Source organism: Nonomuraea sp. B1E8, from assembly GCF_039871515.1.
Classification (GTDB): Bacteria; Actinomycetota; Actinomycetes; order Streptosporangiales; family Streptosporangiaceae; genus Nonomuraea.
This window is the reverse complement of record NZ_JBDPLS010000015.1, coordinates 85,783-112,233: the sequence shown is the minus strand read 5'-3', so window position 1 is coordinate 112,233 and position 26,451 is coordinate 85,783. Positions and strand designations below refer to the sequence as shown.

The window sequence follows — 26,451 nt, the reverse complement described above, 5'->3', positions numbered from 1 at the left end:
GGGTGTCGGACCTGGGTTTGTCAGACCGTCCACTCGGCGCGTGGTTCAGAGGTCAGCTCGGTGGCGGCCTCACGATGTCCGGGCGTGGTGGGTGGGGTGGTGGTCTCGGGGTGTCCGTCCGTGGCGGGTTCGGTCCGACGCTGGGACACCCCGGGTCGGTACGGTGGCCGCCGCAGGCGGCGGGGGTCAGCCCAGCGCCTGCTTGAGGAAGTCCAGCTGCAGCAGCAGCAGGTTCTCCGCCACCACCTCCTGGGGCGTCATGTGCGTCACGCCGGACAGCGGGAGCACGCTGTGCCGGCGCCCCGCCGCGAGCAGCGCCGAGGACAGGCGGAGGGTGTGCGCGGCCACCACGTTGTCGTCGGCCAGGCCGTGGACCAGCAGCAGCGGGCGTTCGAGTTTGCCCGCGTCGGCGAACAACGACGACTTCTCGTACACCTCGGGCTGCTCGTCAGGGTGGCCCAGGTAGCGCTCGGTGTAGCACGTGTCGTACAGCCGCCAGTCGGTCACCGGCGCCCCCGCGACCGCCGCGTGGAACACGTCGGGACGGCGCAGCACCGCGAGCGCGGCCAGGTATCCGCCGAACGACCAGCCGCGGATGGCCACCTTCGTCAGGTCGAGGTCGTCGGGGTACTGCTCGGCCACCCCCTGCAGGGCGTCGACCTGGTCCTCCAGCGCCGGGGTCGCCAGGTCGTTGAGCACGGCCCGCTCGAAGGCCGTGCCGCGGCCAGGGGTGCCGCGCCCGTCGGCCACGACCACGGCGAAGCCCTGCTCGGCGAACCACTGGCTCTCCAGGAAGAGGCTCCGCTGGTTGAGCACCCGCTGGGCGTGCGGGCCGCCGTACGGATTCATCAGGACCGGCAGCCGGCCCGAGCCCTGCTCGTGCCACGACGGCAGCACCACGGCGGTGGCCAGGTCGCGGCGGCCGGAACGGCCGAGCGAGACCCGCATGTCGAGGCCGGGGCGCTCGGCGAACGACGGGATCGGCACCGCCGTGCCGTCGCGCTTCACGACCGTGGCCGACACGCCCTCGGTGTCGAGGCTCTGCTCGGTGAGCACGCCGACCCCGCCCGACATGCGCCCGGAGAACACCCCGGAACGGGTCGAGACGGGCAGCAGCGAGTGGCCGTCCCACGTCCACAGCTGGATCTCTGTCGGGTCGCCGCTCGCGCTGAACAGCACGCTGTCGTGGTCGACGTCGAGTACGGCCCGCACCTGCAACGTCGGCGGCGTGACCGGATGGTCGCCGACGTACAGCCGGTGGCCGCCGTCGGCGGAGGCCACCCAGACCAGCGACCCGTCGTCGAGGTGGGCGGGCACTCCCGTCACGATGTCGACCCAGGCGGGATCGGTGTCCTCGCGGACGAGCGTGGTCGCGCCGGTCGCAGGATCGACCGAGAACAGCCGCATCGTCTTCTGGTCGCGGGTCATCGTCACGATCGACAGCGCGTGGGAGTCCCAGGACGCCGTGGTGAGGTATTCCTCGGTGTACGGCACCGCGACCCGCGACCCGTCGAGCCCCAGCACGAACAGCCCGGTGACCGCGTTGGGCGTGCCGGCCGCCGGATAGCGCTGGACCGTGGCCGGACGGTCGGGGTTGGCCGGGTCGGCGATGTGCCAGACGTTGACCGGCGCCTCGTCGGCCCGCTCGACCAGCAGCGCGTCGCTCGACGGCGCCCACCAGTAGCCGCGCATCCTGTCCATCTCCTCGGCGGCGATGAACTCGGCCAGCCCGTATGTCACCGTCTCCGACTCCGGCGTGGCCAGCGCACGGTCGGCGCCGGAGAGCACGTCCTGGACGCGCAGGGCGCCGCCGGTGACGTAGGCGACGTGCCGCCCGTCGGGGGAGAGCCGGGGGTCGATGACCGCGCCCGGCGTGTCGAGCCGGTGCGCCTGACCGCCGGCCAGGTCGGCCACGTACAGGCCGCCGGACAGGGCGAAGCAGGCCCTGGTCACCGCGGCGTCGGTGGCGTAGGCGACGACGCCGCCCGCGGACTCCCTGCTGCGCTCGCGCCTGGCCCGCTCTTCCTGCGGCAGGTCCTCCTCGTCGGCGTGGAGCGCGCGCGGATCGACGATCAGGCGTTCGACGTGCGTCTCGGTGTCGAGCTCCCACAGGCAGGTCACCGGGTCGTCGCCCGACTTCGACCGCAGGAAGACCACCCGGCCGCCGTCAGGGGAGATCGTGAAGCCCCTGGGCACTCCGAGGGTGAACCGGCGGGTCCTGGCCGACAGTCGCGGGAAGCTCTCACTCATGGGGTCAATCCTGCCAGGAACGCACCATTGTTACGCTCAGGGCTATGACTGATCGACGGCTCCTGCTCGTGCACGCCCATCCGGACGACGAGTCGATCGGCACAGGGGCGACCATGGCGAAATACGTCGCCGAGGGGGCCCACGTCACGCTGGTGACCTGCACGCTCGGCGAGGAAGGGGAGATCATCCCCGGCGATCTCGCCCATCTGGCCGCCGACAGGGATGACGCGCTGGGGCCGTACCGGATCGGCGAGCTCGCCGCCGCCTGCAAGGCGCTGGGCGTCGAGGACCACCGTTTTCTCGGCGAACCCGGGCGCTGGCGCGACTCGGGGATGATGGGCGTGGCCTCCAACGACCACCCGAAGGCGTTCTGGCAGGCGGACCTCGACGAGGCGGCGGGCGAGCTGGTCAAGGTCATTCGCGAGGTGCGCCCCCAGGTGCTCGTCACGTACGACGAGAACGGCTTCTACGGCCATCCCGACCACATCCAGGCACACCGTGTCTCGCGCAGGGCGTTCGAGCTGGCCGCGGACCCCGGCTTCGGTTCGGGCGAGCCGTGGTGGATCGCGAAGTTCTACCACACCGCCGTCGCCAGGTCCGCGCTGCGCCGCACCTCGCAGGCGCTGCGGGAGGCCGCGGTCGGGTTCCTCGTCGAGGACGTCGAGGACATGGCCTACGGCTGCGCGGACCAGGACATCACCACCGAGATCGACGCGCGCCCCTGGATCGGCAACAAGACCGAGGCCATGCGGGCTCACGGCACGCAGATCACCGTAGAGCAGCCGTGGTTCGCGCTGTCCAACAACGTGGGCCAGGAGATCGCGGGCGTCGAGCACTACACCTTGGCGATCGGGTCGCCGGGACTGCCGGTGCCGGGGCCGCCCGTGGAGGCCGGCGGGCTCGGCGAGCCGTACAACCGCGAGAACGATCTGTTCGCCGGTATCCACTAATCTCGATCACTATGGAACATCGCAGCCAGGCCGAGTCGGCGCTGGGCGGGGCGGCGTACGGCATGTTGTTCGTGCTCGGGATCGTGATGGCGGTCGTCGGCGGCTTCACCCACCCGGTGTGGCAGATGGACGGGGTCCCGGTGGCGGCGGTCGTCTGGGTGCTGGCGTTGTTCGGGGTGGGTTTGGGGGCGGGCCGGCTGATGCGCGCCCGGCTGGGCGCGGTCGCGACGGCGATCGGGTGGCTGCTGGTGACGATGCCGTTCACGCTGGAGTTGGGGGCGGGTGACCTGGTGATCGCGCGGGGGGCTCCTGGCTACATCTACCTCTACGGAGGTTTGCTGGCCCTTGTCGGGGCCTATCTGCTTTCGCCCTCGTCGGGGAGGGGTTCATGGCTGTTGCGGGGGTATTCTCCGACTAATCCGATGTAGGGGCATAAAGTAATCTTTGTGCATTTCATCGAGCGGCACGTGGACCCCGCAGCGCATCGCAAGGTCGTCGGCCGCTTCGCCACCGGAGTCGCGATCGTCACGACGCGGCGCGACGGCGTCGATCTGGCGATGACGATCAACTCCTTCACCTCCGTCTCCCTCGAACCGCTGCTCGTGCTCTTCTGCGCCGAGAAGGTGGCCAGGTTCCATGACGCGGTGCTGGAGACCGGGATGTGGGGGGTGTCGGTGTTGCCGGCCTCGATGGAGGACGTCTCGCGTTTCTTCGCCCATCGCGGGCGGCCGCTGAACGGGCAGCTCGCGCGGTGGCCGCATCACCGGGGTGAGACGGGGGCGGCGCTGTTCGACCGGGCGATCGCCACCGTGGAGTGCGTCACCACGGCGGTGCACGACGCCGGCGACCACTCGATCGTGGTGGGCGAGGTGCGGGCGCTGAGCACGCCCTCGGAGGAGGCGCCCCTGCTCTACCACGAGGGCCGCTACAGGAAGCTCTGACCTGCCGTACACGAGCGGGGTCGCATGAGTCGGGCCAGGCACGGAGCCTGGCCCGACTCATCGGTGGCGTTCCCCCGTTACTGGGCGGGGACGCTTTCCGATGGTGACGGCGCGCCCGTGTCCGTGGGGACTCCGGTGTCCGTCGGTGTCACGGTCTGCGTCGGAGGCGCCTCGGTGGGCGGCGCGTCCGTCGGAGCCTCGGTGGGTGGCCCTGAGGGAGGTACGTCGGTCGGCGGCAGCGAGGCCGGCGGGCAGGTGGGGATCTCCTCCGTGGGGCTCGCCGAAGGCGACACGCCGTCGGTCGGCGGCGCGGTGTCGGTCGGCGTCTCGGTGCTCGGAGGCGGCGCGGTGTCCGTCGGCGTCTCGGTGCTCGGAGGGGTTCCGGTGGCGGTTTCCGCGGGCGTCGGGGGCGGCGAGGTCTCGGCCGGCGCCTCGGTGGGCGGCGGCGTGTCGGTCGGTACGTCGGTCGGCGGAGGCGTCTCCGTCGGCGGATCACCGGGCCGGCACGTGACCGTGACCGTCGGGCCGGGCTCGGTGACGGTCACCGTGACCCTCTCCGTCACGGTCGGCAAGGGGATGGGCGTCACTTCGACGCGCGCCTTGCCACGCTTCTTGTACGTGCCCCGGCCCAGCCTCTTCGTGGACTCGGCCGCACCGTCGATGACGGGGATGTCGGCGGTCGCGGTCTTGCACGACCCCCTCTTGCACACTCTCTGCTTGACGGTGAAGAGCGCGGGCCCTTCGTGGGTGAGGGAGACGTCCAGATAGGAGACGCCTCTCTTCTTGACCACCTTCGTCTTGGCGGTGTACTCCCCGGTCGTGGGACTTTCCGATGGGGCTGGAGTCTCGGTCGGGCCGTCGGTTAACGCGACCCTCGCGCCTAGTGGGCTGCCAGAGGATAGGGGTTCGGTCGCTGACGTCTGGGAAATCGCGGCTCCGCCGGCTCCTGCCAGTGCGACGGTGCCGAGCAGCGCGCCCAGGATGGAGAGTTTCATAATCCTGCTCTTGTGGGAGATTTCAGGACCCTGGCCATTATTCCGAGTTGTCAAGATCGGTCAAGACTGAGACGCATGAACAAGCGCTTCCGGTTCCGGCGTGTGGCGAACTGTTTGAACCTCGCCACCCCGCTCGGCCTGCTCATCGCCCGCATCGGCGGCGCCACCCGGCGACCCGGCCCCAACGGGCTCATCCTGGCCTTCGGCTACCGCTACAGATTCCCCGTCGCGAGCGCGTTCACCATCGGAAACGTGGTCCTGACCAGGAGCAACTCGCTGAACCGCCGGCTCGTCCTGCACGAGGACCGGCACGCCACGCAGTGGGCGTGGTGCGCGGGGCTGCCCATGCTGCCGCTCTATCTGATCGCGATGCTCGTCTCGGCGATCGTCTGCGGGGACCGCGCGTCCTACAACGTCTTCGAGCGCCTCGCCGATCTGGAGGACGGCGGCTACCCGTGCGCTCCCCTCCGGTGGCGAACGCGCAGGAGTGGCGATTGACAGCCGTTGTAAAAGGCGCCGTCAGGGGGTGAGCCGGAGCGTGTGCACGGCCGCCTTCTTGACCGACTCCGGCGTGGAGAGCATCGGCAGCAGCTCTCCTCGCGCCCAGGCCTCCGCCTGGTCCTCGTAGTTGTCGTGGAAGGCGTGCCCGGAGGCGCCCGTCAGATTGATCCACTGGGACTTGTCCAGGTCGGACAGGTCGACGATCATGCGCATCGACGGGACGGCGGTGATCTCGTACCCTCTCTGCACGTTCCACCCCGTGGCGTTGACCGCGTCCTTGCCGCCGGGCACGGACAGCGGGCCGCGGTTGAACAGCGCCTCGACCGGCGCGATGCCCGAGGTCCCCAGCGAGCCGTTGACCAGCTCCAGCCGGTGCAGGTCGCCCCAGCGCCACGACGTGACGTCGTCGCCGAGCCGGTCGGCCAGCTCCTGGTGAGCCGAGGCCATCGCCTGGCGCAGGATGTCGTCGCGGGTCTCCTTGCGGTTCTTCGTGGTGACGTCGTCCCAGAAGGGGTCGCCTGGGGCGGCGAGCAGCAGCCTGACGACCTCGTACCATCGGTCGCCGCCGGCCGGCCTGGCCTGCTCGGGCAGGTCGTCGTTGAAGGTCAGCACGAGCACCTGGCGCCACACGGCGTTGAAGTACGCGGCCGCCGCGGAGTCGAGGTCCTCCCGCCTGTCCCACGTCTTCAGCAGCTGCCTGGCCTGGCCGCTGGGCCCTGCCAGGTCGACCCGCATCAGCGCCGGGATCAGCGTCTCCGCGAAGCCGTTGTAGGTGTCCTGCTGGATGCGCGCCATGGCCGCCGCGTCGATCGGGCCCTTCCCGAGCGCCTCCTCGATGAGGTCGCGAATGCGTTCGGAGCGGTAGCCGTACGACCAGTCCTTGGTCAGCAGGGGGCGGTAGCGTGCGGGGTCGATGACGGCGTTGTTCGCCGTGACGATGAACCCGTCGGCCGGCTCCTCCACGGACGGCAGCCGGTCGAACGGGATCGGCTCCGGCTTCCAGTCGTACTCACCCGTCCATCCGGGGACCGGCCAGGTGCCGTCGCCGTTCTCGCGTACGGGGATGTGTCCGGGGGCCTGGTAACCGATCTTTCCTGATGTGTCGGCATAAATCAGGTTCTGGGCGGGCACCTCGAACAACGCCGCCGCCGACTTGAACTGCTCCCAGTCGCTCGCCCTGTTGAGCTCGAAGATGGCGTCGGCCGTCCGCCCCGGCGTCAGCGCCGTCCACTGCAGGGCCACCGCGTTGGCCTCGCCGCTGGGCCGGGCGGTGTCGATCACCTCGTTGATCAGCGGCCCGTGCCGGGTGCTCCTGACCGTGATCGTGACCGGGTCGCCCCCGGCGACCTTGATCTGCTCCTTCCTGGTCGCCAGCTTCAGCCGCTCGCCCCGGTAGAGGTACGTGTCGCCCTCCACCTGCTCAAGGAAGAGGTCGGCCACGTCGGGCCCGAGGTTGGTGAAGCCCCACGAGATCTTGTCGGTGTGCCCGATGATCACTCCTGGCACACCGGAGAAGGTGAACCCGGTCACGTCGTACGGGCACTCCTCCGTGAGCTTCCTGCAGTGCAGCCCCGCCTGGTACCAGACGGAGGGCATCTGCGGGGCCAGGTGCGGGTCGTTGGCCAGCAGCGGCTTGCCGGAGGCCGTGTTCGCGCCGGAGACCACCCACGAGTTGGACCCGACGCCCTCGCGGTCCTCGGTGCTCATGGTGTCCGGCACGGCGTCGAGGGCCTCGGCCGCCTGGGTGAGCAGCCGGCCGGCCCGCCGCCGTGGCTCCGCCTCCTGGTCGAAGCGGCCCTGGGCGAGGGCGCCCTGGGTGACGATCGGGGAGTGGCGGTCGTACGGATAGCCGGGGTAGAGCTGGTCGACCCGCTCCTTGGGCAGCTTGGTGAGCGCGAGCGCGCGGTCGATCTCGCTTTCCACGTTGGAGCGCAGGTCCCACGCCATGGCCTTGAGCCAGGCCACGGAGTCGGCCGCGGTCCACTTCTCCGGCTGGTAGGCGCCGTTCTGGAGCTTCAGCACGGAGTATTCGAGGCTGCGGTCGGAGGCGTTGGGGTTGGCGGCGAGCCAGGTGTTCACGCCCTTGGCGTACGCGTTGAGGTTGTCGCGCGTCTCCGGGGCCAGCCCGCCCAGCTCCTCCTCGGCGACCCGGCGCCAGCCCATGGTCCTGAGCGCCTTGTCGGTCTTGAGCGTGGCGGCTCCGAAGAGCTCCGAGAGGCGGCCGGCGGTCATGTGGCGCCGGAAGTCCATCTCGAAGAAGCGGTCCTGGGCGTGGACGAACCCCTGAGCCATGAACAGGTCCGCGGCAGTCCCAGCGTAGATGTGCGGAATCCCTGATTTATCGCGATAAATCTCCACATTTCCGGATAAACCCGGCAACCGTAGCGATCCATCCACCTGAGGGAACGACGTCCGCACCGTGACGACAAGCACGCCCGCAAGCACCAGCGCCAGCGCGAGCAGAACGGTCAACACCCGAGCGAACCACCGCAACGGCCACGGCATCCACGCATAGGGCCTCACCGACTACCTCCATCATGCCGAAACTGGCATCAAGTCTGACAGCCGAAGATCACTCCTTGGAACGTCGCAACAGGCGCGCTGAGCGCCGGTCACGGGATCAGGACCCGGCGATCAGGCCCAGGTCTGCCCTTCCGGGGTGTCGGCCACGCGGACCCCCATCTCGGCGAGTTCGTCCCTGAGCCGGTCGGACGCCGCCCAGTCTCTCGCCTCGCGGGCCCGGGCGCGGGCCTCCAGCAACTCCCCGGCCCCTGGCGGCAGCACCCGCGTCTTGCCGATCTCGCTCGGCAGGTCCAGCGCGAGCACCTGGTCCAGGTGCAGGAACGCCTCGAGCTTCGCCCCGGGCGCCACCGACTCGTCCCGCTCCAGCTCCCGCAGGGCGCGCAGCGCCGACGGCGTGTCGAGGTCGTCCTCCATGGCCGCCTCCACCCGCGCCACGTGGTCGCGGGGCATGGGCGCGCTGACCGACTCCGACCACTCGGCCACCCGCGAGCGCCACCTGCGCAGCGTGCGGTCGGCGGCCCGCAACGTCTCCCAGGTCAGGTTGAGCTGCTGGCGGTAGCGGTGCTCCATGAAGGCCAGGCGCAGCGCCAGCGGGTCGAGGCCGGCGTCGGCCACGTCGGAGAGCAGCACCACGTTGCCGGTGGACTTGGCCATCTTGCGCCCGTCGAACAGCAGGTGCTCACCGTGCACCCAGTGGCGCACGACCTCGTGCCCGGCGGCCGCGTCGGACTGGGCCCGCTCGTCCTCGTGGTGCGGGAACCTCAGGTCGATGCCGCCGGTGTGGATCTCGAAGCGCGACCCGAGATAGCGCAGGGACATGGCCGAGCACTCCACGTGCCAGCCGGGGAAACCGCGCCCCCACGGCGCGTCCCAGCTCAGCTCGCCGGTGGCGGGTTTCCACAGGGCCCAGTCGGCGTGGAAACGTTTGCGGGGGTCGACGGCGTCGATGCGGTGGGCGGGCTTGAGCGCGTCCAGCCGATTACCAGAAATTTCGCCGTACGAGGGAAAGGTTTGTACGTCGAAGAAGACCGACCCGTCCGGCACCGCGTACGCGTGCCCCTTCTCGACCAGCTTGGCGATCAGCTCGATCATCAGGTCGATGTGCTCGCTCGCGCGCGGCATGTGCTCGGAGGGCCGCAGGCCGAGCGCGCTGGTGTCACGCCTGAAGGCGTCCTCGTAGAAGCGGGCGAGCTCGCTCACCGAGCGGCCCTCGGCCCGCGCCTGCGCGAGGACCTTGTCCTCGCCCTCGTCGGCGTCGTCGGCGAGGTGGCCGACGTCGGTGATGTTCTGGCAGGCCAGCACGCGCACCCGCCGCAGCTCCAGAACCCGTCTGATCAGGTCGGACAGCACGTAGGTGCGCAGGTTGCCCACGTGCGCGTGGCGGTAGACCGTCGGCCCGCACGTGTACATCCGCACCGCCCGCCCGGCGGCGATCTCCTCGACCTGCCGGGTGCGCGTGTCGTAGATCCGCACCATCCGCCGAGCTTAGCCCGAGGTCATCCGCCCAGGAAACCGAGGATGTCCCTGTCGCCGCGCTCGCGCAGCCTGTCCAGGATCTCGTCGCGCGTGGCGAGGTCGGACGCCCCGATCCTGGCCCCGATCAGCCGCAGCCCCTCGATCTCCGAGTTGACCGGCGCGGTGATCCCGATGAGGTAGAGGGCCCGGTTGAGCGGCGGCATGCCGGGAGGAGCGGCGGGCATGTGGCGCGTCAGCAACTCGCCGCCGTCCGACACGGTCAGGAACACGTGGTCGCCGTCGCTCGCCTTGAAGTCGGCAAGCACGTTGCGGATCGACCCCATGGTGGGCTGGTTGTGCCAGCTGATCACCACGTCACCGGACGGCGTGGAGGCGGTCAGCGACCCGCCTGGCGCCATCCCCAGGTACGCCGCGAACCCGGTCGGCAGCGGAGAGCCGGAGCCGCGCAGGTGCTCGGCGTTGATGTCCACCCGGTGCCACCAGCGCCCGTCGCGGGAGCGGAAGCTGCGCCGCGTCTCCGCCACGCCCTTGCGCGGATGGTACGGCTCGGCCTCCCCGCTCGGCGAGGTGCCCGCCACCCGGATCCAGCCCCGCTGCGTCCGCTCGAACCCGGGGCCGCCGGAGTAGGCCCGCACCGAGCTCTCGCTCACGTCGTAGCGGGAGGTCAGGTTCGTCACGATCGTGCTCACCGACGCCTCGCCGCCGGCCCGCTCGATCTCGCGGGCGATCATCTCCCTGATCCCCAGGTATTCGTCGCCGCCCCAGCGGGTCAGGCCGTACTTGTTGCGGTCGATCCGGCGGAAGCGGTCGTCGGCGGTGAGCTGGTTGCGGATGCCGACCAGGCTGTAGTCCTCGCCGATGCGCTCCTGGATCTCCTCCGGCGACAGCGGCGTGCCGGCCACCGCCAGCACCGCCTCCGCCTTCTCGTTGATGCTGCGCGGCCACGGCACCACGTGCGTGCCCAGCACGCGCAGTTGCGGCACGCCCAGGATCCACCGCTCCGCGACGTCCTCCCGCACGCCGAGCTGGGCGACCATGGTCACGGCCTCGGCGAGCGGGTGCGGCCCGTCGGCGAACAGCTGGCGGGTCTTCTCCCTCAGGTCGTCGGCCCCGCCCGCCACGAGCCAGCCGCCGGACTGCTCGTAGCCGGTCAGCAGCGTGCGTACGAACCGCCACGCCGGGATGCCCAGGCTGCGCAGCTCGGCGGCGTGCCACGGGACCGTGGTCTGCAGGTCGTCGGCGGGCACGGCCGAGCCCAGCCGGCCGCGCAGCCACGACACGTGCGCGGCCACCGCGGCGGCCTCCGGCTTGGCGAGCCAGGCCTCCACGTGCTCGCGCAGGTCGCGCTCGATCTGCCTGATCCGCTCCCGCGTCACCGAGAACCGCTGCGCCAGCTCGTCGAGCGTGGCCCGCTGCGTCGCGTACAGCCGGTCGCGGGCGATGGCCCGCTGCCGGTCGTCGAGCGCTCCGAACAGGTCGTCGATCAGCTCGGGCAGCGGCTTGTCCGCCCTGGACGGCGCCGGCACGGCCTCGGGAAGGGGTTCGAGCAGCCGCTCGAACACGCCGGTGAACAACTTCTGCACCACGTCCTTGCCCAGCGTCTCCGGCGTCCGCTCGGCCTCGGCGGGGTCGGAGAAGCGCAGCAGCGGCAGGATGTCGCCGAGCATCAGATGACCCCAGCAGGCCATGGCCAGGCCGGCCAGGTGGCCCGCCACGGTCTGCGTGCCGGCGATGGCGCAGGCACGGTCGAGTGGAATCGCCTGCCACCAGGCCTCGGGCAGCTGCGGCTCCTCCACGATCGGCGCAATCTGACCAGGCGAGGTCCAGCGCAGTGGTGGCGCGAGGTCGCTCAGGCTGAGGTTCATTGAGGTCCAACCGGCAATGGGACGTTATATCCGCAGTTCAGACTATGTGATCAGAGGGACAAAAAGGGGCTCCCCCGTCCGGAATGGGAGATATAGAGCATCGAGCGGGCACGGGTGCAGGCGACGAACAGTATGCTCCGTTCGCGCTGCAGCGCACGAGCCCTGGCGTGTGGTTCCTCCGGCGGCGGCTCGGGCACCACGCCCTCCGCCACTCCGACGAGCGCCACCCGCTCGAACTCGAGCCCCTTCAGGTGGGGGAAGGTCCACGCGCGCACGTCCAGGCCCGACAGCGCCCGCCGGGCGGCGCGCACATGCCGGACGTCACGGGCGCCGACCGCGATCTCCTCGGCGGGCACACCGTCCGCCAGCCACGACTCGACCACGGTCCGCAGCCCCTCCAGCTCCTCCTCCTGGGTGGCGTACGCCCTGACCACCGGCCGGGCGCCGTCGCGCGCCGCGCGCAGGCCGTACATGTCGGTGGCGCCCTTGACCAGGCCGGGCGCGAGGCCGCCGCCGCGCAGCCTGACCACGAACGACAGCAGATCCTGCGGCAGGCGGTAGGAGAGCTTGAGCGTGTGCTGGACGGCGGGAATGCCGACCGCGCCCAGCGCCACCCGCGCGTCGGTGACCCGCTGGTGGGGATCGCCGACCACGAACAGGTCGTCGCGCGCGTGCGGCGCCGCCGCCCGCAGCAGCCGCCACTGGGCCGGGCTGACGTCCTGCGCCTCGTCCACCACGATGTGACGGTACGGCTTGCGCCCGGGATCGACGTCGTCGAGCAGGTCACCCGTCGCGCGCGACAGCAACCTGAGCGCCTCGTCGGTCAGCTCGGCCAGCGAGCGCGCCCCCTGCCCGACCAGCGCCGGTCGCCGGCCCTCCGCGTCGGTCACGATCCGCATGGCCAGGCGATCGGCGTTGTCCACCTCGACCCGCTTACGCACCACCTCATCATCGATCAGAAGGTCGAGTTTCGCAGACAGTTCTTCGGCAAGCCCTTGGGAAAACGTCACGAGCAACACCGGTCCCGCGCCGTGCGCGGCCAGATGAGCGGCCCTGTGCAGGGCGACGACGGTCTTGCCCGTGCCCGCTCCGCCCACCACCAGCACCGGATGCTCGTAGCGTGCGGCCCTGGCCAGCCGGTGGTGCGGCGGATGCAGGAACGTGCACCAGTCAGGCGCGCGCAACACCCGGTCGAGCTCCACCTTGCCGGCCACGAACACCGCCCGGTCCGGGCTGCGCAGCAGCGCCGCGTACAGATCGTCGGGGTCGACCGGCCCCGGCTCCTCCGACGAGGCGCGCCAGGCGTCCAGCTCCCGCCACGCCTGCGCCAGCGTGCCGCCGCGGGCGAGCACCGCGAGCGGGGCGTGCTGGGTGGGCGGCAGCAGGGGTTCCAGCGCCGCCACATCGGCCTCGGTCGTGACCAGCCTGAACAGCGGCAGCGCGTGAAAGTCCAGGCCGAGCGCGAGCAGATCGCCGTCGCAGATCGGGGCGAACAGGCCAGGCGAGCGCACCGACCTGCGTAACGCGGGCTCGACCCGTTCGAGCGCCTCGGCGTCCCACTCCTCGATCACGCCGAGCACCGGGTTGACGCCGAACCTGTGACGCTGCGCGTACGACCAGGCCTCCGGGTCGGGCAGCACCGTACGCAGCCAGAACACGTCCCGCTGCCGTACCACCACCCCGCGATGCCCCTCGGCCAGGCGCAGCGTCGCGACCCTCGCGTCCCTGGCGCCCCGCACCCCCTGCGGATGCGGGGCGCCGGCCACGTTGAGCAGGAACCGGCGCAGCGCGACCACGGCATCCCTGCGCACCGGCGGTGCCAGTGCGCTGAGCTCCCTGGGAAACGCAGGGCCGATCGCGAGCCGCGGCACCGGCTCAGTCCAGGAGAGCGAGCAGGTCGCGGTCCCCGCGCTCGCGGAGCCTGGTGAGCAGGTCGGGCAGGCTGACCGGGCCCGTCATCCCGATCCTGGTGGCGATGACCCGGGCCGCCTGGTCCCTGGTGCCTCCCGGGGCGGTGTACCCGACCAGGCGCAGCGCCTTGGTGATCTTCTCCGCGCCCTGGGCGGCGACCGGCAGGTGCCTGGCCCTGAGCACACCCTCGTCCGACAAGGTCAGGAACAGGTGCCCGCCCTCGCGCGCGCCGACGTCGACCAGGAGGCGCTCGATCGACTCCAGCACCGGCTTGCCGTGCCACGTCATCGTCAGCTCGCCCGCGGCGCTCCTGACCGTCCTGCTCTCGCCCGGCGACAGGCCCAGGTACGACGCGAACCCCGTCGGCAGCGCGCACTCGCCGCCCGCGAGCTGCTCGGCGGTCACGTCGATGCGCAACCACCAGCGCCCGTCGGGCTGCCGGAAACAGCGCCGGGTCTGGGAGACGTCCTTCAACGGCTGGTACGGCTGGCCGGCCTCGTCGGCGGAGCCGCCGTTCGACTCGCCCGCCGGCGCGACCGGCGCGAACGCCTGGAACTGCGGCGGGCCGGCCGGCGGGGGAGCCGCCTGAACCGGGCCGAACGCCGACTGCGCCTGCGGTGCCTGGGCGGCCTGCGGCTGGGGCTGCGGCTGGGGCTGGGGTGCCAGGGTCGCCAGGACGAACTGCCAGGCGGGCACCTCCAGCGCGCGGATCTCCACGTGGTGCCAGTCGGCCGCGCCGATGAGCTGCTCCTTGGGGGCGGCCGGGCCCAGCGTCCGCACCAGGTCGTCCAGGTGGGCGCGGTACGGTGCCGCCTCCTCGCTGGCCAGCCACTGGTCGAGGCGGGCGCGCAGCTCGTCCTCGGTGGCGGTGATCTCCGCCGGGGGGACGGCGAAGAGCTTGGCCAGCTGGTCCACCGCCGAGGGCTCGTCGGTGAAGATCCGGTTCTGCGCCACCGCCCAGCTCTTGTCGTCCAGCCCGGCGAACGCGGCCTCGATGAGCTCCGGCAACGGCTGCTCCTGCCCGGCCGCCTCCATCGGTTCGGGCTCCACGGTGCCCGGCCCGGACGCCGCCCCGTCGCCCTGAGACTCGTGCACCGGCGCCGCATCGGCCCGGGGCCCGGGCTCCGGCGCTCCGTCGGCCCGGGGCCCGGGCTCCGGCGCTCCGTCGGCCCGGGGTCCGGGCTCCGGTGCTCCGTCGGCGTGGGGTCCGGATTCCATCGCTACGGCCTGAGGCTCGGCTTCCGGCGCCGCTACGACGTGAGGCTCGGGTTCCGGCGCGGCGTTGCGCTGGTGCTCGGGCTCCTGCCCGGCCGCGCTCACCGGCTCCGCACCCTCGGGGGAGGACTCCAGCACGTCCTGACCGGGCGCGAGGGCATCGGCCGCGCTTTCCGCCCGCCCACCGAACGGCTGCCACGACTGCTCCGCCTCCGCGGCGGGCGCACCCTCAGCCTCGGCCTCCGCGACCGGCCCCGGACCCACGGCTTCAGCCGCGGGTTCCGCAGCCTCAGGCTCGGCGGCCCGCTCCGGGCTCACGGCTTCAGCGGCAGGTTCCGCGACCGGCCCCGGGCTCACGGCCTCAGCCGCAGATTCAGCGACCGGCGTGGCCCTCGCGGCGCCGGCGCCGGCTTCCGCGACCTGCTCGGCACTCGCGGCCTCAGCGTCGTGGTCGGCCGCCGGCGCGGCTTCGCTCGGTACGGCGGCGAACTGTGCCGGCGCCTCAGCGGCACGCTCACCGGCCGCGTGAGGCGTCTCGTGCTCAACGGCCCGCTCGTGGAGCCCGCCTGCCTCGACGGCCTCCTGACCCCCGCCCGGCTGGCCGGCGGCGACGGCGTGCTCGGCGCCCGGCTGGTCGGCCTCCGCTGGGTGCCCGGCTGCGAGCTCCTGAGACGCGTGCTCTCCCCGCGGGGTCTCACGGGGCGGTTCCCCGGCCGTCCGCGCGGGCTCCGGGCCGGCGGCGACGGGCTCGGACCCGTGAGCCGTTTCCGGTGCGGCCGGTGCGGGGGCCACGATCGGGCCGACCGTGGCCGCGGCCTCGGCCGCCGATGCCGGGCTTTCAGGACGCGGGCGCGCGAGGCGTACCAGGACCGCGGAGAACAGCGTGTTCAGCACCGGCCGCGCCTGGATGAAGGGCTGGTCGACCAGCTCCCGGCTGGTCAGCGCCAGCAGCCCCGCCCACGAGCCGGCCCGGTCGAGCGCGATGGCGACCGCGGGCTCGTCGGCCTCATCGGGGTCCAGGACGTGCAGTGCCGGCAGGACGTCGCCCACCGTCGCCGCGGGCCAGTGCTCCAGGGCGATCTCCGTGAGCAGCTCGCCCAGCGACTCCGGGCCGATGGCCGCGAGCACGTGTGGCATGGGCAGGGTGCGCCACCACGCGTCCGGCAGGTCCGGTTGCCCGGTGAGTAGCGTGATCGTCGACGCGTCGCTCCACCTCAACGGTGGTACGAGGTCGCTCAGGCAGAAATTCATCCCGTTCCGTTCACCAGCCCCTCACGCCGCCGCAGCGGTGCAGCCATAGTCTCGCCGCCCACGGAACAGACCATAGTCCGGCAAAACAGCCCTACGCATCATGCACTACGCATCAGCGCCGAACAGCGGCAAAGCGTAGGCGCACGTAGTCCGCCATCCAGCCACTCTCCCTGCGCAGCGCAGGGGCGGCCAGTTCGTTGACGCGCCGCAACAGGGGCCCCACGATGTCCGGTGGGAGCCCCTCGAGCACCGAGGCGGCGAACGTGTTCACCCAGTCGGCGGCTCCGCCCGGGCACTCGTCGAGAGGTGTCGGCCGGTCGAAGTATTCGAGCAACCTGACGACGAAACCCTCCTGTTCGAGACGCCGGGCGTACTCGGCAGGCGTGGGAAAGTACCACGGCAGGTCCGGTTCGCGCAGGCCGTATTCGCGCCAGGCGGTGAGCATCGCGGCGGTCAGCTCGGCGCAGTTGCCCGCCCCGCCCATCTCCGCGACGAAACGCCCGCCAGGCGTGAGCGCCTCGCGGACGTTCGCGATCACGGTGCCGGGGTCGCGGCTCATCCAGTGCAGCGCCGCGTTGGAGAAGACCGCGTCGTACGGTTCGGCGACGGTGAAGTCGTGCCCGTCGCCGACGATGAAGTCGATGCCCGGATACTGTGCCAGCGCCTTCTCGATCATCCTGGCGGAGCCGTCGATGCCGAGCACGTCGGCGCCCCTGAAGGCGATCTGGGCGGTGAGCACTCCGGTGCCGCACCCGAGGTCGAGCACGCGCTCCCCGGGTCGCGGGTCCAGCAGGTCGACCAGTGGCGCGCCCTGCGTCGAGACGTAGCCGAAGCTGCTGTCGTAGGCGCGACTGTTCCACCGCTCCAAACTCGGCGTGTCGTATCGCAAGACGATCAGCTCACATTCGATCAGACATCGGGCCCCCGTGGCCGTGCTGTCCGTTCACTTTAGAGCCTGAACGTCCCTACGACATATCAAGTCACATCGGACTCATCCCATGCTCTTCGCCCATTGCCGCTTGAGGTACGCCTTCGCCGCGTCTGCCTGCGGAATCGTCAGGATGACCGGAGGGCCGGGCGCCTTGGGCAATTTCGCGGCCTGCTCGGCGTCGAGCGTGCCCTTCATGCGCATCGCCTCGGTGCGCGCGGGCCGGGCGAACCCCTTCATGAGCAGGTTCTGGCCCTCGTCGGAGAACAGGAACTCCTGCCAGAGCCGGGCGGCGGCCGGATGCGGCGCCGTCTTGCTGATCGCCTGCACGTGGTAGCCGCCGAGCGCGGCGTCGCGAGGGATCGTCACCTTCCACGCGTCGGGCTGGTGGGCGCTGCGGGCGGCGTTCAGGTGGTCCCAGGCGACGATCGTGTTGGCCTTGGCCGGGTCGGTGAGCCTGCCCGCCTGCTTGAGCTTGGCGAACAGCGACACCCCCTGCGCGGGCTGCGGCACGCCGGCCCGCATGGAGGCGGCCATCACGCCGTCGAACGCCGACGCCGAGCGCAGCGGGTCGCCGTCGAGCGCGACCCGGTAGCCGGGCTTCAGCAGGTCGGCGAAGGAGGCGGGCGGCTTGACGGCGCGCGGGTCGTACCCGATGGACATGTAGCCCCCGTAGGCCGCGTACCAGCCGCCTGACGGGTCCTTGACCTGGTCGGGCAGGTCCTGCCAGCCCTGCACCTTGTACGGGGCGAACCGCCCGGCTCCGGCGACGGCCACGTCCATCGTCAGGTCGAACACGTCGGGTTTGAGCTGCGCGGCGACGTCGAGCTGGCGCTTGCTGCCGGCGTTGGGCTCGAGCTCGTTGACCTTGATGTCGTACTTGTCGGCGAAGGTGTCGATGATCTCGCCGTAGTTGACCCAGTCGCGGGGCAGGGCGATCACGTTGAGCTCGCCCTCGCGTGCGGCGGCCTCGGCGAGCCGCTCCATGGTGCCGAAGCCCGCCTTCATGGAGGCGGCCTGGGCGTTGACGGGCGGCAGGTTCTTGGCCTCGGTGGAGGCGGAGTCGGTGGACGACGCGCCGCATCCGGCGCTGGCGAGGATGGCTGCTGCGGCGGCGCAGGTACGTACAGTCACACAACGAATACTTACCGCTACATCCGTCCAGGTCGAGGAGGCGCGGCCGGAACGACCCTGGCGGCTACGAGCGTCTCTTCGGGAATCTCCACCAGCGTGCCGTCTTTCTTGCGGACGGTCAGCACCCCGGACTCCCACGACACGAGGATGCCCACCGCGTCGCGAAACCCTTCTGGAACGCGCCTGCGGGTGGTGATCCGTGCGCCGATGTCCTGACTTGTGATCGCGATGACGAGCCGTGCCGCCACGAGTTTGCCACCCTCCGTTTCGGCCAGTCGGCAAGCACGGCAATACTAGGGCGTAGCAAACCGCGGTCAGAGTCATGCCATGGTGCGGAGAGAAGGAGCTCGAGGTGACCTACGTCATCGCGCAGCCTTGCGTGGACGTCCTGGACAAGGCGTGCATCGAGGAATGCCCCGTTGATTGCATCTACGAGGGCGAGCGCATGCTTTACATCCACCCCGACGAGTGCGTGGACTGCGGCGCGTGTGAGCCTGTATGCCCCGTCGAGGCCATTTTCTACGAGGACGACCTTCCCGAGCAGTGGAAGGACTACTACAAGGCGAACGTGGACTTCTTCGAGGACCTCGGCTCGCCCGGAGGCGCCTCGAAGGTCGGGAAGATCGAGAAGGACCACCCGGTGGTGGCCGCCCTGCCGCCGCAGGCAGAGGGCCACTGACGGTCCCGGCACGGAGCGAGCGGGGGCATCCAGGCTGGGTGCGCCCCGTCGCCGAGGCATGCCCGGCGCTCGATACGGCAACGTGACACCCTGGAGAACCGTGAACAACCTGCCCGACTTCCCCTGGGACAAGCTGGAGCCGTACAAAGAGCGCGCGCTGGCACATCCCGGCGGCATCGTCGACCTGTCGGTCGGCACGCCCGTCGACCCCGTGCCCCAGAACGTCCAGGACGCGCTGGTGCAGGCGGCCGACAGCCCCGGCTACCCCTTCACCCACGGCACCAAGGCGCTGCGCGAGGCCGCCGCGGGGTGGCTGCGCCGCCGGCACGGCGTCACCGTCGACCAGCGTGACGTGCTCCCGGTGATCGGCTCCAAGGAGTTCGTCGCCTGGCTGCCCACCTATCTCGGGGCACAGCGGGTGGTCTTCCCCGAGCTGGCCTACCCCACCTACGACGTGGGCGCCCGGCTGGCCGGTGCGGTGGCGACCGCCGCCGACAGCACGCTCGCGCTCGGCCCCGAGCGGGTCGACCTCGTCTGGGTCAACTCTCCCGGCAACCCGACGGGCAAGGTGCTGCCGGTCGAGCACCTGCGCAAGGTCGTGGCGTGGGCGCGCGAGCGCGGCACGGTCGTGGCCTCCGACGAGTGCTACATCGAGCTCGGCTGGGAAGAGGAGCCGGTCTCGATCCTGCACCCCGACGTCTGCGGCGGCTCCCACGAAGGGCTGCTCGCGGTCCACTCGCTCTCCAAACGCTCCAACCTGGCCGGATACCGCGCCGGGTTCGTGACGGGTGACCCCGTCCTGGTCAAGCGGCTGCTGGAGACGCGCAAGCACGCGGGCATGATCATGCCCGCCCCCGTCCAGGCGGCGATGACGGCCGCGCTCGGCGACGACGCGCACGCCGACCGGCAGCGCGAGCTCTACTCCGCCCGCCGTGCCCTGCTGCGCCCCGCGCTGGAGCGGGCCGGGTGGCGCGTCGACCACTCGACGGCCGGGCTGTACCTCTGGGCGTCGAACGGGCAGAGCGCCTGGGACCAGGTGGCCAAGCTCTCCGAAATCGGCATTTTGGTCGCGCCGGGCGAGTTCTACGGACCGGCAGGTGAGCGGCACATCCGCATCGCCGTCACGGCCACTGACGAGCGGATCGGTGCGGCCGTGCGCCGCCTCCAGTAGGATCGCGCGACATAGCCCGCCGCGCGGGCTTGACGCATACATTGATAAGAGCTTCTGCCGAGACAGACCGCGAGTGGAGCGAGCTGATCGATGAGCATGACCTCCATGGTCGTACTCGGGCTGAGCATCGTCACCGTCCTGCTGTTGCTGGGTGCCTTCCTGGCCACCCTGCGGCAGGACAGGAAGGGCCGGACGAGCGCGCCGCCGGCTGAGGTCGCTCCCGTCGAGACCCCGCTGGCCGCGCCGGTGATCGCGCCCGGGCATGCCGGCACCGACTACACCGACCCTCGCACGATCCAGGTCGGCGACCGGATCGAGGTGCAGGGCTCGCCCGCGCGCGTGCTCGGCTCGATGCACGTCTCGTGGCAGGGCAACCAGTGGACCGAATATCTCCTGCGCGACCGCTCGCGCCGCCTGCAGTGGTTGTCGGTGGAGGTGCTCGACGGCGACCCGCCGCACCTTGAGGTGCTGCTCTGGACCGACGTGCCCACCCAGGGCATGGTCCCGGCCAAGAGCATGCTGATCATGGAGGGCGTGGAGTTCTTCCCGATCGAGCGGGGCACGGCCGCGTTCAGGAGCGAGGGAGACACGGGAAACCCCGAAAGGGGCCTGCTCGACTTCGCCGACTACCGCGCGTCGGACGGGCGGCTGCTCTCCTTCGAACGCATCCAGGGCCGCTCATGGACGGCCTGCTACGCCCAGCCGCTGCCGCCCGGCTCGATCTCCATCGTGCGCAGGGCGTCCTGACCGGGCCTCCGGACGGGGCCTCCGGACGGGGCCTCCTGCGGGCGCTACGACAGGTCGACCCGGCGGGCGCTCGCCTGGCCGCCCGTCTGCCAGCCGTCGCGCTCGAAGTCGTTGACCCAGGTGGCGCCGTTGTAGCCGACGCTGTTGAGCGCGTACTTCTCGGCGTGGGCCACCGACCACGCGGCCACCAGCCAGCCGCGCCGCTTCGTGGTGATCGCCGTGCTGCCGAGCGCCCTGGCGAGCTGCTTGCGCGCCGCGGCGGCCCGCGACTTCGGAGCGGGGGTCTTGCCGGCGGGATACCAGCAGTGCACCGCCTGGGGGACACGCCCGGTGAACGCCGCGGCGAGAATCTCGGCCTCGCTTTCGTGCGGGGCATAGGCGTAACCGCCCGCCGAGCGCTGCACGGCCTGCGCCGCCTCCGCCAGCGGGAGCTTGCGGTAGTTCTTCACCTTGACCAGGGCGGCGAAGAACTTGTTGGTGGCGTAGACGGGGTCCATGAGCTGCTTCTTCTTGCCCCAGCCCTGCGACGGGCGCTGCTGGAACACGCCCACGGAGTCGCGGTCGCCGAAGTTGAGGTTGTAGAGCTTCGACTCCTGGATCGCCGTCGCGTACGCGATCACCACCGCCCGCTCCGGCAACCTGCGCCGCGCCGCGACCGCCGCGATGGTGGCCGAGATCTGCGCCTGCTCGGGATCGAGGTTGCGGACGCCGTCGGGCGTGTTGACCACGCAGTACGCGTGCCGCTCGGCCAGCTGGGGTGTCCGCTTGAGAAGGTGGTAGAGGCCCACGGAAATGGCCACAGCGAGAACGATCACGATGATCGCGATGGTGATGACCCCACGGGAGAAGCGCACGCGCACGCTGAAGAACCTACCCGGACGGATAAGCTCCGAGGCCATGAGTCACGTGAGCACCTCGTCACCGATCTCGCCGGTGGTGGACGAGCTGTGGGAGCGCAGGGCGGAGTTGTCGCCCGCCGACGTCGACGCGCGCAACGTGGTGGTCGGCGCTGTCGACCTGCTCGACAAGGGCGAGGCCAGGGCGGCCCGCCTGATCGACGGCGACGTCGTCGTGGACGAGCGCGCCAGGCGGGCGATCCTGCTCAGCTTCACGGTGCTCGGCATGGCCCGCTCGCAGGTGGGCGACTTCCAGCACCACGACAGACACCCGCTCAAGAGCTCGTTCGACGGGGTGCGGGTGGTGCCGGGGGCGATCGCCCGGTGGGGCTCCTACCTGGCGCCCGGGGTGGTGCTGATGCCGTCGTTCACCAACATCGGCGCGTACGTGGACGCGGGCACCATGGTCGACACCTGGGCCACGGTCGGATCCTGCGCCCAGATCGGCAAAAACGTGCATCTGTCCGGCGGGGTGGGCATCGGCGGCGTGCTGGAGCCGCCCGGCGCCGTCCCGGTCGTCGTCGAGGACGACGCGCTGGTCGGCAGCCGGGCGATGATCGTCGAGGGGGCCCGGGTCGGGCAGGGCGCGGTGGTCGGCGCGGGGACGATCCTCTCCGGCTCGATCCCCGTGATCGACGTACGGACGGGCGAAGAGGTCGCCCGCGGCCGCATCCCCGCGTGGTGCGTGGCGGTCAGCGGCACCCGCCAGAAGGAGTTCCCCGGCGGCACGTTCGGCCTGCCCTGCGTGCTCGTGCTCAAATACCTGGAGCCGGGGCAGCGGCACGACAAGGCGGCGCTCAACGAGGTGCTGCGCGAACACGGAGTGAACACCTGATGCTTGACCTGACGCAGGACGTACGCGCGCTGACCGCCGCGATCGTGGACATCGAGTCGGTCAGCGGCGCCGAGCGGCGGCTGGCCGACGAGGTGGAGCGGGCGCTGTCGGCGCTGCCGCACCTGAAGGTCGACCGGTCGGGGGAGACCGTCGTGGCCCGCACCCAGGCGGGCCGCCCCGAGCGGGTGCTGATCGCCGGGCACCTCGACACCGTCCCCGTCGCCGCCAACCTGCCGAGCAGGGTGGAGGGAGACTTGCTGTACGGGTGCGGCACGTCCGACATGAAGGCCGGCGTGGCGGTCGCGCTCAAGCTGGCGGCGGCCGTACCGGCGCCGGGCAGGGACATCACGTACGTCTTCTACGACTGCGAGGAGGTCGAGGCCGAGCGCAACGGCCTCACCAGGGTCGCCAGAGACCACCCCGGCTGGTTGGCGGCCGACTTCGCGGTGCTGATGGAGCCGACCGACGGCGTCATCGAGGGCGGCTGCCAGGGCACGCTGCGCGCCGAGGTCACCGTGACGGGCAAGCGCGCCCACAGCGCCAGGTCGTGGCTGGGGGTCAACGCCATTCACGGGATCGAGCCGGTGCTCGCCAGGCTCAACGCGTACGAGGCGCGGCGGCCGGTGGTCGACGGTCTCCAGTTCCACGAAGGGCTGAACGCGGTCGGCGTGCGCGGCGGGGTCGCGGGCAATGTCATCCCGGACCGGTGTGTGGTGACCGTCAACTACCGCTTCGCGCCCGACCTGTCGATCGAGCGGGCCCAGGAGCACGTACGCGAGGTGTTCGGCGGTTTCGAGGTGGCCTTCGTCGACGCCGCGCCCGCGGCGAGGCCGGGCCTGACGCATCCGGTGGCGGCGGCCTTCACCGAGGCGGTCGGCGGCACGCCGCGCGCCAAGCTGGGCTGGACCGACGTCGCCCGCTTCTCCGCGCTGGGGGTGCCCGCCGTCAACTACGGGCCCGGCGATCCGAACCTGGCGCACCAGCAGGGGGAGTACGTGTCGCTGACGAAGATCGTGGAGAGCGAGCGGGCCATGCTCGACTGGCTGTCCACATGAAAGTGGCCTTCCTCGCCGGCCATTTGGCGGGGAAGACCACTTTCAGTCCCGAGCAGCACCCTCGGCAGTTAGACGCGGGGGAGTCGAAATTCGGTTCCCTGCTTCTTCCAAGAATTTTTATTGGCCGTTGTCAAGGCACTTACCTGCGGTTTTGCCCTGATAGGCACCTTTATCCGCCGGCACGGTACGGCTCCGGCCGCCGAGCGGAGGTGGAACCGGCCGCGCCCGAAGGCGACTAGCGTGACCCGCATGGAACAGTCACGTCGGGAACGCCGTCAGGGGCAGGCCGTCGTCCGCGGCCGCCTCGTCCCCACCTCCACGCACGACCAGCGCCTGCTCGCCCGGCAGGGGCCCTCCGACTGGGTGCACATGGACCCGTGGCGGGTGCTGCGCATCCAGGCCGAGTTCGTGGAGGGTTTCGGCCAGCTCGCCGAGCTGCCGCGGGCGGTCACCGTCTTCGGCTCGGCGCGCACCGGTGAGGAGTCCCCCGACTACACGCAGGGCCGCCGGCTGGGCCAGGCGCTGGCGGAGGCGGGCTACGCCGTCATCACGGGCGGCGGGCCCGGCGTCATGGAGGCCGCCAACCGGGGCGCGCGCGACGTGGACGGCGCGGTGTCGGTCGGGCTCGGCATCGAGCTGCCGTTCGAGCAGAGCATGAACGACTACGTCGACCTCGGCATCGAGTTCCGCTACTTCTTCGTGCGCAAGACGATGTTCGTCAAATACTCCTGCGGCTTCATCGCACTGCCCGGCGGCTTCGGCACGCTCGACGAGCTGTTCGAGGCGCTCACGCTGGTGCAGACGCGCAAGGTCACCTCCTTCCCCGTGGTGCTGGTGGGCGCCGAGTTCTGGGGCGGGCTGCTCGAGTGGATCAAGGCCGCCCTGCTCGGCACCGGGAAGATCGCGCCCCAGGACCTCGATCTGATCACCGTCACCGACGACGTCGACGAGGCCGTGCGCATCATCGCCGACGCCGACCGGGCACGGTCGAAGCAGCAGGAGGAAGAACTGGCGTCCGCCGCCGCCCAGCCCGCAGAGCCCCAATAGGCTGGCCCTTCGTGAACATCTGCGTCTTCTGCGCCTCCAGCCTGCGTATCGACCCGAAATACATCGAGCTGGCCCGGCAGGTCGGCACCGAGCTCGCCAAGCGCGGCCACACGCTGGTGAGCGGCGGTGCCACCGTCTCCTGCATGGGCGCGGTCACCTCGGCCACCCGGGCCGCCGGCGGGCGCACGGTCGGTGTGATCCCGCAGGTCCTGGTGGACATCGAGGTGGCCGACGAGGAATCCGACGAGCTGGTCGTCACCGACGGCATGCGCGAGCGCAAGGGCGTCATGGACGCCCGCTCCGACGCCTTCCTCGTGCTGCCGGGCGGCATCGGCACGCTGGAGGAGCTCTTCGAGATCTGGACCGCGCGGGTGCTCGGCATCCACGACCGCCCCTTGGTGATCCTCGACCCCTGGGGCCTGTACGAACCGCTCAAGACCCTCGTCAGCACCATGTACGACCAGGGCTTCACCCGGGCCGACGTCTTCGACGCGATCTCCTGGACGTCCACCGTGGACGAGGCGTTCGCCCACCTCGAAGCCCGTTCGCAGCCCGTGCGGCCCAGCGTCGCCGAACTCGGCGAGGCGACCGGCTGACCGGATTGCGCTGCTTGCGGTGATGCTGAACGAGCCCCGCCGTATGAGTACGATGCCAATGTGCTGGTCGTACTCGCCATCGCCGCGATCGCCATCTTGGCATGCGTGGTCTTGGTCTCCCTTGGCAGGGGCGGTGAGCTGACCGACTTCCCGCCGGACGTGCCGCCTCTCGAACTTCCCGAGCCCGCGCAGCTCACGGCGGTCGACTTCATGGCGCTGCAGTTGCCGGTCAACCTGGTCGGCTACCACACGCAGAGCGTCGACGAGACCCTGCGCAGGGCCGCCAGCGCGATCAGCGCCCGTGACACCCGGATCGCGGTGCTGGAGCAGCGCGTCTCCGAGCTGTTGTCGAGCCGGCTGTACGCGCGGCAGGAGAGCCACGCCGCGCCGGGAGCCGGTCCGCGCACGGACCACGCGCCGCAGGCCCCTGCCACCTACAGGGAGCTGCCCGAGTCGGGCGACCCGGTGCCCGGTGGGGGGCCCTGGGACGACGACGCGGAGGGGCAGTACGCGCAGTGGCGCGTCCCACCTCGGGATGCCGCCGTCGAGCAGGCCTCCAACGGAGCCTCGCAGGCCGGTGCCGAGTCCAGGGAAGGCGATGACGGCACCGGCGCCGGTCCCAGCTCCGGCGACGGGCCCGCGGACGGTGGCGAGGCCGCGGACCAGCCGGAGGGCGTGCCCCCGGACGGCGAAGGTCCGCAAGACGTGACCCGCGACGGCGAGCGGGGAGAGCCGCCCGCCGACCCGATCGAGGCGGACACGGCCGGTACGGACACGGCCGGTACGGAGACGGCCGGCACGGACACGATCGGCACGGAGATGGGCAGCGAGCCGGTGGCCGGGGAGGCGCGGGGAGAGGCGGAGACGCCCGCGCGCTCCACGCCGGGAGACGATCGGTCGTGACGGAGCCGATCCGCTGCACCTGGCCTGGCATGGCCGACCCGGTCTACCTCGCCTACCACGATGAGGAGTGGGGCCGCCCCGTCAAGGGTGACGACGCGGTCTTCGAGCGTGTGGCGCTGGAGGCGTTCCAGTCGGGCCTGTCGTGGCTGACGATCCTGCGCAAAAGGGAGAACTTCCGCGCCGCCTTCGACGGCTTCTCGATCGTCAAGGTCGCCGCGTACACCGAGCAGGACACCCAACGGCTGCTGGGCGACGCCGGCATCGTCCGCAACCGGGCCAAGATCGAGGCCGCGATCAACAACGCCAGGGCCGCGCTCGAGCTGCCCGAGGGGTTGTCGGACCTGGTGTGGCGCTTCGCCGAGCCCGACGCGGCCGTGCCGAGGGCGATGGCCGACGTGCCCGCCACGACCCCTGGCTCCAAGGCGCTGGCCAAAGAGCTGAAGAGGCACGGCTTCACCTTTGTCGGCCCGACCACGGCGTACGCGCTGATGCAGGCCATCGGCCTGGTCAACGACCACATCGAGGGCTGCCTGGCACGCTCACGCCGACCGTCCTGACACGGTCCGGGGAGACCCGTCAGGC

The 26,451-nt window shown here is 71.2% G+C and carries 24 protein-coding genes; 13 read left to right on the top strand and 11 right to left on the bottom strand.

Features of this window, described 5'->3' with window-relative positions; all coding sequences use genetic code 11:
- Window positions 1-186: 186 nt before the first annotated feature.
- Window positions 187-2,250 carry a prolyl oligopeptidase family serine peptidase gene (locus ABGA98_RS37725; RefSeq protein ID WP_347623234.1) on the bottom strand — a complete coding sequence of 688 codons (2,064 nt, stop codon included), beginning with the start codon at window positions 2,248-2,250 and terminating at the stop codon, window positions 187-189.
- Window positions 2,251-2,294: 44 nt separating this feature from the next.
- Between ABGA98_RS37725 and mshB the strand changes: the two genes are divergently transcribed.
- From mshB to ABGA98_RS37710, 3 genes are read left to right on the top strand one after another with little or no spacing between them, the layout of a single operon-like run.
- Window positions 2,295-3,200 (top strand): N-acetyl-1-D-myo-inositol-2-amino-2-deoxy-alpha-D-glucopyranoside deacetylase, encoded by a 906-nt coding sequence (mshB, locus tag ABGA98_RS37720; protein WP_347623233.1) that lies wholly within the window; start codon window positions 2,295-2,297, stop codon window positions 3,198-3,200.
- Window positions 3,201-3,211: 11 nt separating this feature from the next.
- A complete protein-coding gene (locus ABGA98_RS37715) occupies window positions 3,212-3,628 on the top strand; it encodes a DUF6113 family protein (RefSeq protein ID WP_347623232.1) in 417 nt (138 codons plus the stop codon).
- An 18-nt stretch (window positions 3,629-3,646) separates the two neighbouring features.
- The gene (locus ABGA98_RS37710; protein WP_347623231.1) at window positions 3,647-4,141 is read left to right on the top strand and encodes a flavin reductase family protein; all 495 of its coding nucleotides are present in this window, start codon (window positions 3,647-3,649) and stop codon (window positions 4,139-4,141) included.
- A 77-nt stretch (window positions 4,142-4,218) separates the two neighbouring features.
- Here the strand turns inward: ABGA98_RS37710 and ABGA98_RS37705 are convergent, their stop codons facing one another.
- Window positions 4,219-5,190 (bottom strand): hypothetical protein, encoded by a 972-nt coding sequence (locus tag ABGA98_RS37705; protein WP_347623230.1) that lies wholly within the window; start codon window positions 5,188-5,190, stop codon window positions 4,219-4,221.
- A gap of 21 nt (window positions 5,191-5,211) precedes the next feature.
- Between ABGA98_RS37705 and ABGA98_RS37700 the strand changes: the two genes are divergently transcribed.
- Window positions 5,212-5,634, top strand: coding sequence for a hypothetical protein (locus ABGA98_RS37700; protein ID WP_347623229.1), 423 nt, complete (start codon window positions 5,212-5,214; stop codon window positions 5,632-5,634).
- A gap of 21 nt (window positions 5,635-5,655) precedes the next feature.
- On the opposite strand, the gene ABGA98_RS37695 is transcribed toward ABGA98_RS37700, so the two are convergent.
- The 8 genes from ABGA98_RS37695 to ABGA98_RS37660 form a co-directional block, all read right to left on the bottom strand.
- Entirely contained in the window at window positions 5,656-8,142 is a 2,487-nt protein-coding gene (locus ABGA98_RS37695) for a penicillin acylase family protein (protein WP_347623323.1), read from the bottom strand.
- Window positions 8,143-8,271: 129 nt separating this feature from the next.
- A complete protein-coding gene (gene cysS / locus ABGA98_RS37690; protein WP_347623228.1) occupies window positions 8,272-9,636 on the bottom strand; it encodes a cysteine--tRNA ligase in 1,365 nt (454 codons plus the stop codon).
- Window positions 9,637-9,656: 20 nt separating this feature from the next.
- On the bottom strand, window positions 9,657-11,501 hold the full coding sequence (locus ABGA98_RS37685; RefSeq protein ID WP_347623227.1) for a sigma factor-like helix-turn-helix DNA-binding protein: 1,845 nt from the start codon (window positions 11,499-11,501) through the stop codon (window positions 9,657-9,659).
- 50 nt (window positions 11,502-11,551) lie between these two features.
- On the bottom strand, window positions 11,552-13,372 hold the full coding sequence (locus ABGA98_RS37680; protein ID WP_347623226.1) for a UvrD-helicase domain-containing protein: 1,821 nt from the start codon (window positions 13,370-13,372) through the stop codon (window positions 11,552-11,554).
- A 4-nt stretch (window positions 13,373-13,376) separates the two neighbouring features.
- On the bottom strand, window positions 13,377-15,878 hold the full coding sequence (locus tag ABGA98_RS37675) for a hypothetical protein (protein WP_347623225.1): 2,502 nt from the start codon (window positions 15,876-15,878) through the stop codon (window positions 13,377-13,379).
- A 112-nt stretch (window positions 15,879-15,990) separates the two neighbouring features.
- Window positions 15,991-16,767, bottom strand: a complete 777-nt coding sequence (locus ABGA98_RS37670) for a methyltransferase domain-containing protein (RefSeq protein ID WP_347623224.1) — start codon at window positions 16,765-16,767, stop codon at window positions 15,991-15,993.
- A 102-nt stretch (window positions 16,768-16,869) separates the two neighbouring features.
- A complete protein-coding gene (locus ABGA98_RS37665) occupies window positions 16,870-17,940 on the bottom strand; it encodes an ABC transporter substrate-binding protein (protein ID WP_347623223.1) in 1,071 nt (356 codons plus the stop codon).
- Window positions 17,941-17,957: 17 nt separating this feature from the next.
- Window positions 17,958-18,188 carry a hypothetical protein gene (locus tag ABGA98_RS37660; RefSeq protein ID WP_132335927.1) on the bottom strand — a complete coding sequence of 77 codons (231 nt, stop codon included), beginning with the start codon at window positions 18,186-18,188 and terminating at the stop codon, window positions 17,958-17,960.
- A 104-nt stretch (window positions 18,189-18,292) separates the two neighbouring features.
- Here ABGA98_RS37660 and fdxA point away from each other — a divergent pair, with 104 nt between their 5' ends.
- The 3 genes from fdxA (at window position 18,293) to ABGA98_RS37645 (ending at window position 20,537) form a co-directional block, all read left to right on the top strand.
- The gene (gene fdxA, locus ABGA98_RS37655; RefSeq protein WP_132335925.1) at window positions 18,293-18,619 is read left to right on the top strand and encodes a ferredoxin; all 327 of its coding nucleotides are present in this window, start codon (window positions 18,293-18,295) and stop codon (window positions 18,617-18,619) included.
- A 100-nt stretch (window positions 18,620-18,719) separates the two neighbouring features.
- On the top strand, window positions 18,720-19,790 hold the full coding sequence (gene dapC / locus ABGA98_RS37650) for a succinyldiaminopimelate transaminase (protein WP_347623222.1): 1,071 nt from the start codon (window positions 18,720-18,722) through the stop codon (window positions 19,788-19,790).
- Between the two features lie 90 nt (window positions 19,791-19,880).
- Window positions 19,881-20,537: a DUF4178 domain-containing protein gene (locus ABGA98_RS37645; protein ID WP_347623221.1), complete on the top strand. Its 657-nt coding sequence runs from the start codon at window positions 19,881-19,883 to the stop codon at window positions 20,535-20,537.
- A gap of 44 nt (window positions 20,538-20,581) precedes the next feature.
- On the opposite strand, the gene ABGA98_RS37640 is transcribed toward ABGA98_RS37645, so the two are convergent.
- A complete protein-coding gene (locus tag ABGA98_RS37640; protein ID WP_347623220.1) occupies window positions 20,582-21,397 on the bottom strand; it encodes a hypothetical protein in 816 nt (271 codons plus the stop codon).
- Window positions 21,398-21,434: 37 nt separating this feature from the next.
- On the opposite strand from ABGA98_RS37640, the gene ABGA98_RS37635 reads away from it, so the two are divergent.
- From ABGA98_RS37635 to ABGA98_RS37610, 6 genes are all read left to right on the top strand, one after another.
- The gene (locus tag ABGA98_RS37635; RefSeq protein WP_347623219.1) at window positions 21,435-22,268 is read left to right on the top strand and encodes a 2,3,4,5-tetrahydropyridine-2,6-dicarboxylate N-succinyltransferase; all 834 of its coding nucleotides are present in this window, start codon (window positions 21,435-21,437) and stop codon (window positions 22,266-22,268) included.
- Window positions 22,268-23,323: a succinyl-diaminopimelate desuccinylase gene (gene dapE, locus ABGA98_RS37630; RefSeq protein WP_347623218.1), complete on the top strand. Its 1,056-nt coding sequence runs from the start codon at window positions 22,268-22,270 to the stop codon at window positions 23,321-23,323. Before ABGA98_RS37635 ends, dapE begins: the two co-directional genes overlap by 1 nt.
- A 249-nt stretch (window positions 23,324-23,572) precedes the next feature.
- Window positions 23,573-24,370, top strand: a complete 798-nt coding sequence (locus tag ABGA98_RS37625; RefSeq protein ID WP_347623217.1) for a TIGR00730 family Rossman fold protein — start codon at window positions 23,573-23,575, stop codon at window positions 24,368-24,370.
- 11 nt (window positions 24,371-24,381) lie between these two features.
- On the top strand, window positions 24,382-24,966 hold the full coding sequence (locus tag ABGA98_RS37620) for a TIGR00730 family Rossman fold protein (RefSeq protein ID WP_347623216.1): 585 nt from the start codon (window positions 24,382-24,384) through the stop codon (window positions 24,964-24,966).
- A gap of 60 nt (window positions 24,967-25,026) precedes the next feature.
- A complete protein-coding gene (locus ABGA98_RS37615; RefSeq protein WP_347623215.1) occupies window positions 25,027-25,869 on the top strand; it encodes a hypothetical protein in 843 nt (280 codons plus the stop codon).
- The gene (locus ABGA98_RS37610; protein ID WP_347623214.1) at window positions 25,866-26,426 is read left to right on the top strand and encodes a DNA-3-methyladenine glycosylase I; all 561 of its coding nucleotides are present in this window, start codon (window positions 25,866-25,868) and stop codon (window positions 26,424-26,426) included. Before ABGA98_RS37615 ends, ABGA98_RS37610 begins: the two co-directional genes overlap by 4 nt.
- Window positions 26,427-26,451 lie beyond the last annotated feature (25 nt).

Excerpts from the sequence above, each read along its gene's own strand:
- ABGA98_RS37725 (WP_347623234.1), bottom strand. The coding sequence starts at position 2,250 with ATGAGTGAGAGCTTCCCGCGACTGTCGGCCAGGACCCGCCGGTTCACC.
- mshB (WP_347623233.1), top strand. The coding sequence starts at position 2,295 with ATGACTGATCGACGGCTCCTGCTCGTGCACGCCCATCCGGACGACGAG.
- ABGA98_RS37715 (WP_347623232.1), top strand. The coding sequence starts at position 3,212 with ATGGAACATCGCAGCCAGGCCGAGTCGGCGCTGGGCGGGGCGGCGTAC.
- ABGA98_RS37700 (WP_347623229.1), top strand. The coding sequence starts at position 5,212 with ATGAACAAGCGCTTCCGGTTCCGGCGTGTGGCGAACTGTTTGAACCTC.
- ABGA98_RS37695 (WP_347623323.1), bottom strand. The coding sequence starts at position 8,142 with ATGCCGTGGCCGTTGCGGTGGTTCGCTCGGGTGTTGACCGTTCTGCTC.
- cysS (WP_347623228.1), bottom strand. The coding sequence starts at position 9,636 with ATGGTGCGGATCTACGACACGCGCACCCGGCAGGTCGAGGAGATCGCC.
- ABGA98_RS37685 (WP_347623227.1), bottom strand. The coding sequence starts at position 11,501 with ATGAACCTCAGCCTGAGCGACCTCGCGCCACCACTGCGCTGGACCTCG.
- ABGA98_RS37675 (WP_347623225.1), bottom strand. The coding sequence starts at position 15,878 with ATGAATTTCTGCCTGAGCGACCTCGTACCACCGTTGAGGTGGAGCGAC.
- ABGA98_RS37645 (WP_347623221.1), top strand. The coding sequence starts at position 19,881 with ATGAGCATGACCTCCATGGTCGTACTCGGGCTGAGCATCGTCACCGTC.
- ABGA98_RS37635 (WP_347623219.1), top strand. The coding sequence starts at position 21,435 with ATGAGTCACGTGAGCACCTCGTCACCGATCTCGCCGGTGGTGGACGAG.
- dapE (WP_347623218.1), top strand. The coding sequence starts at position 22,268 with ATGCTTGACCTGACGCAGGACGTACGCGCGCTGACCGCCGCGATCGTG.
- ABGA98_RS37625 (WP_347623217.1), top strand. The coding sequence starts at position 23,573 with ATGGAACAGTCACGTCGGGAACGCCGTCAGGGGCAGGCCGTCGTCCGC.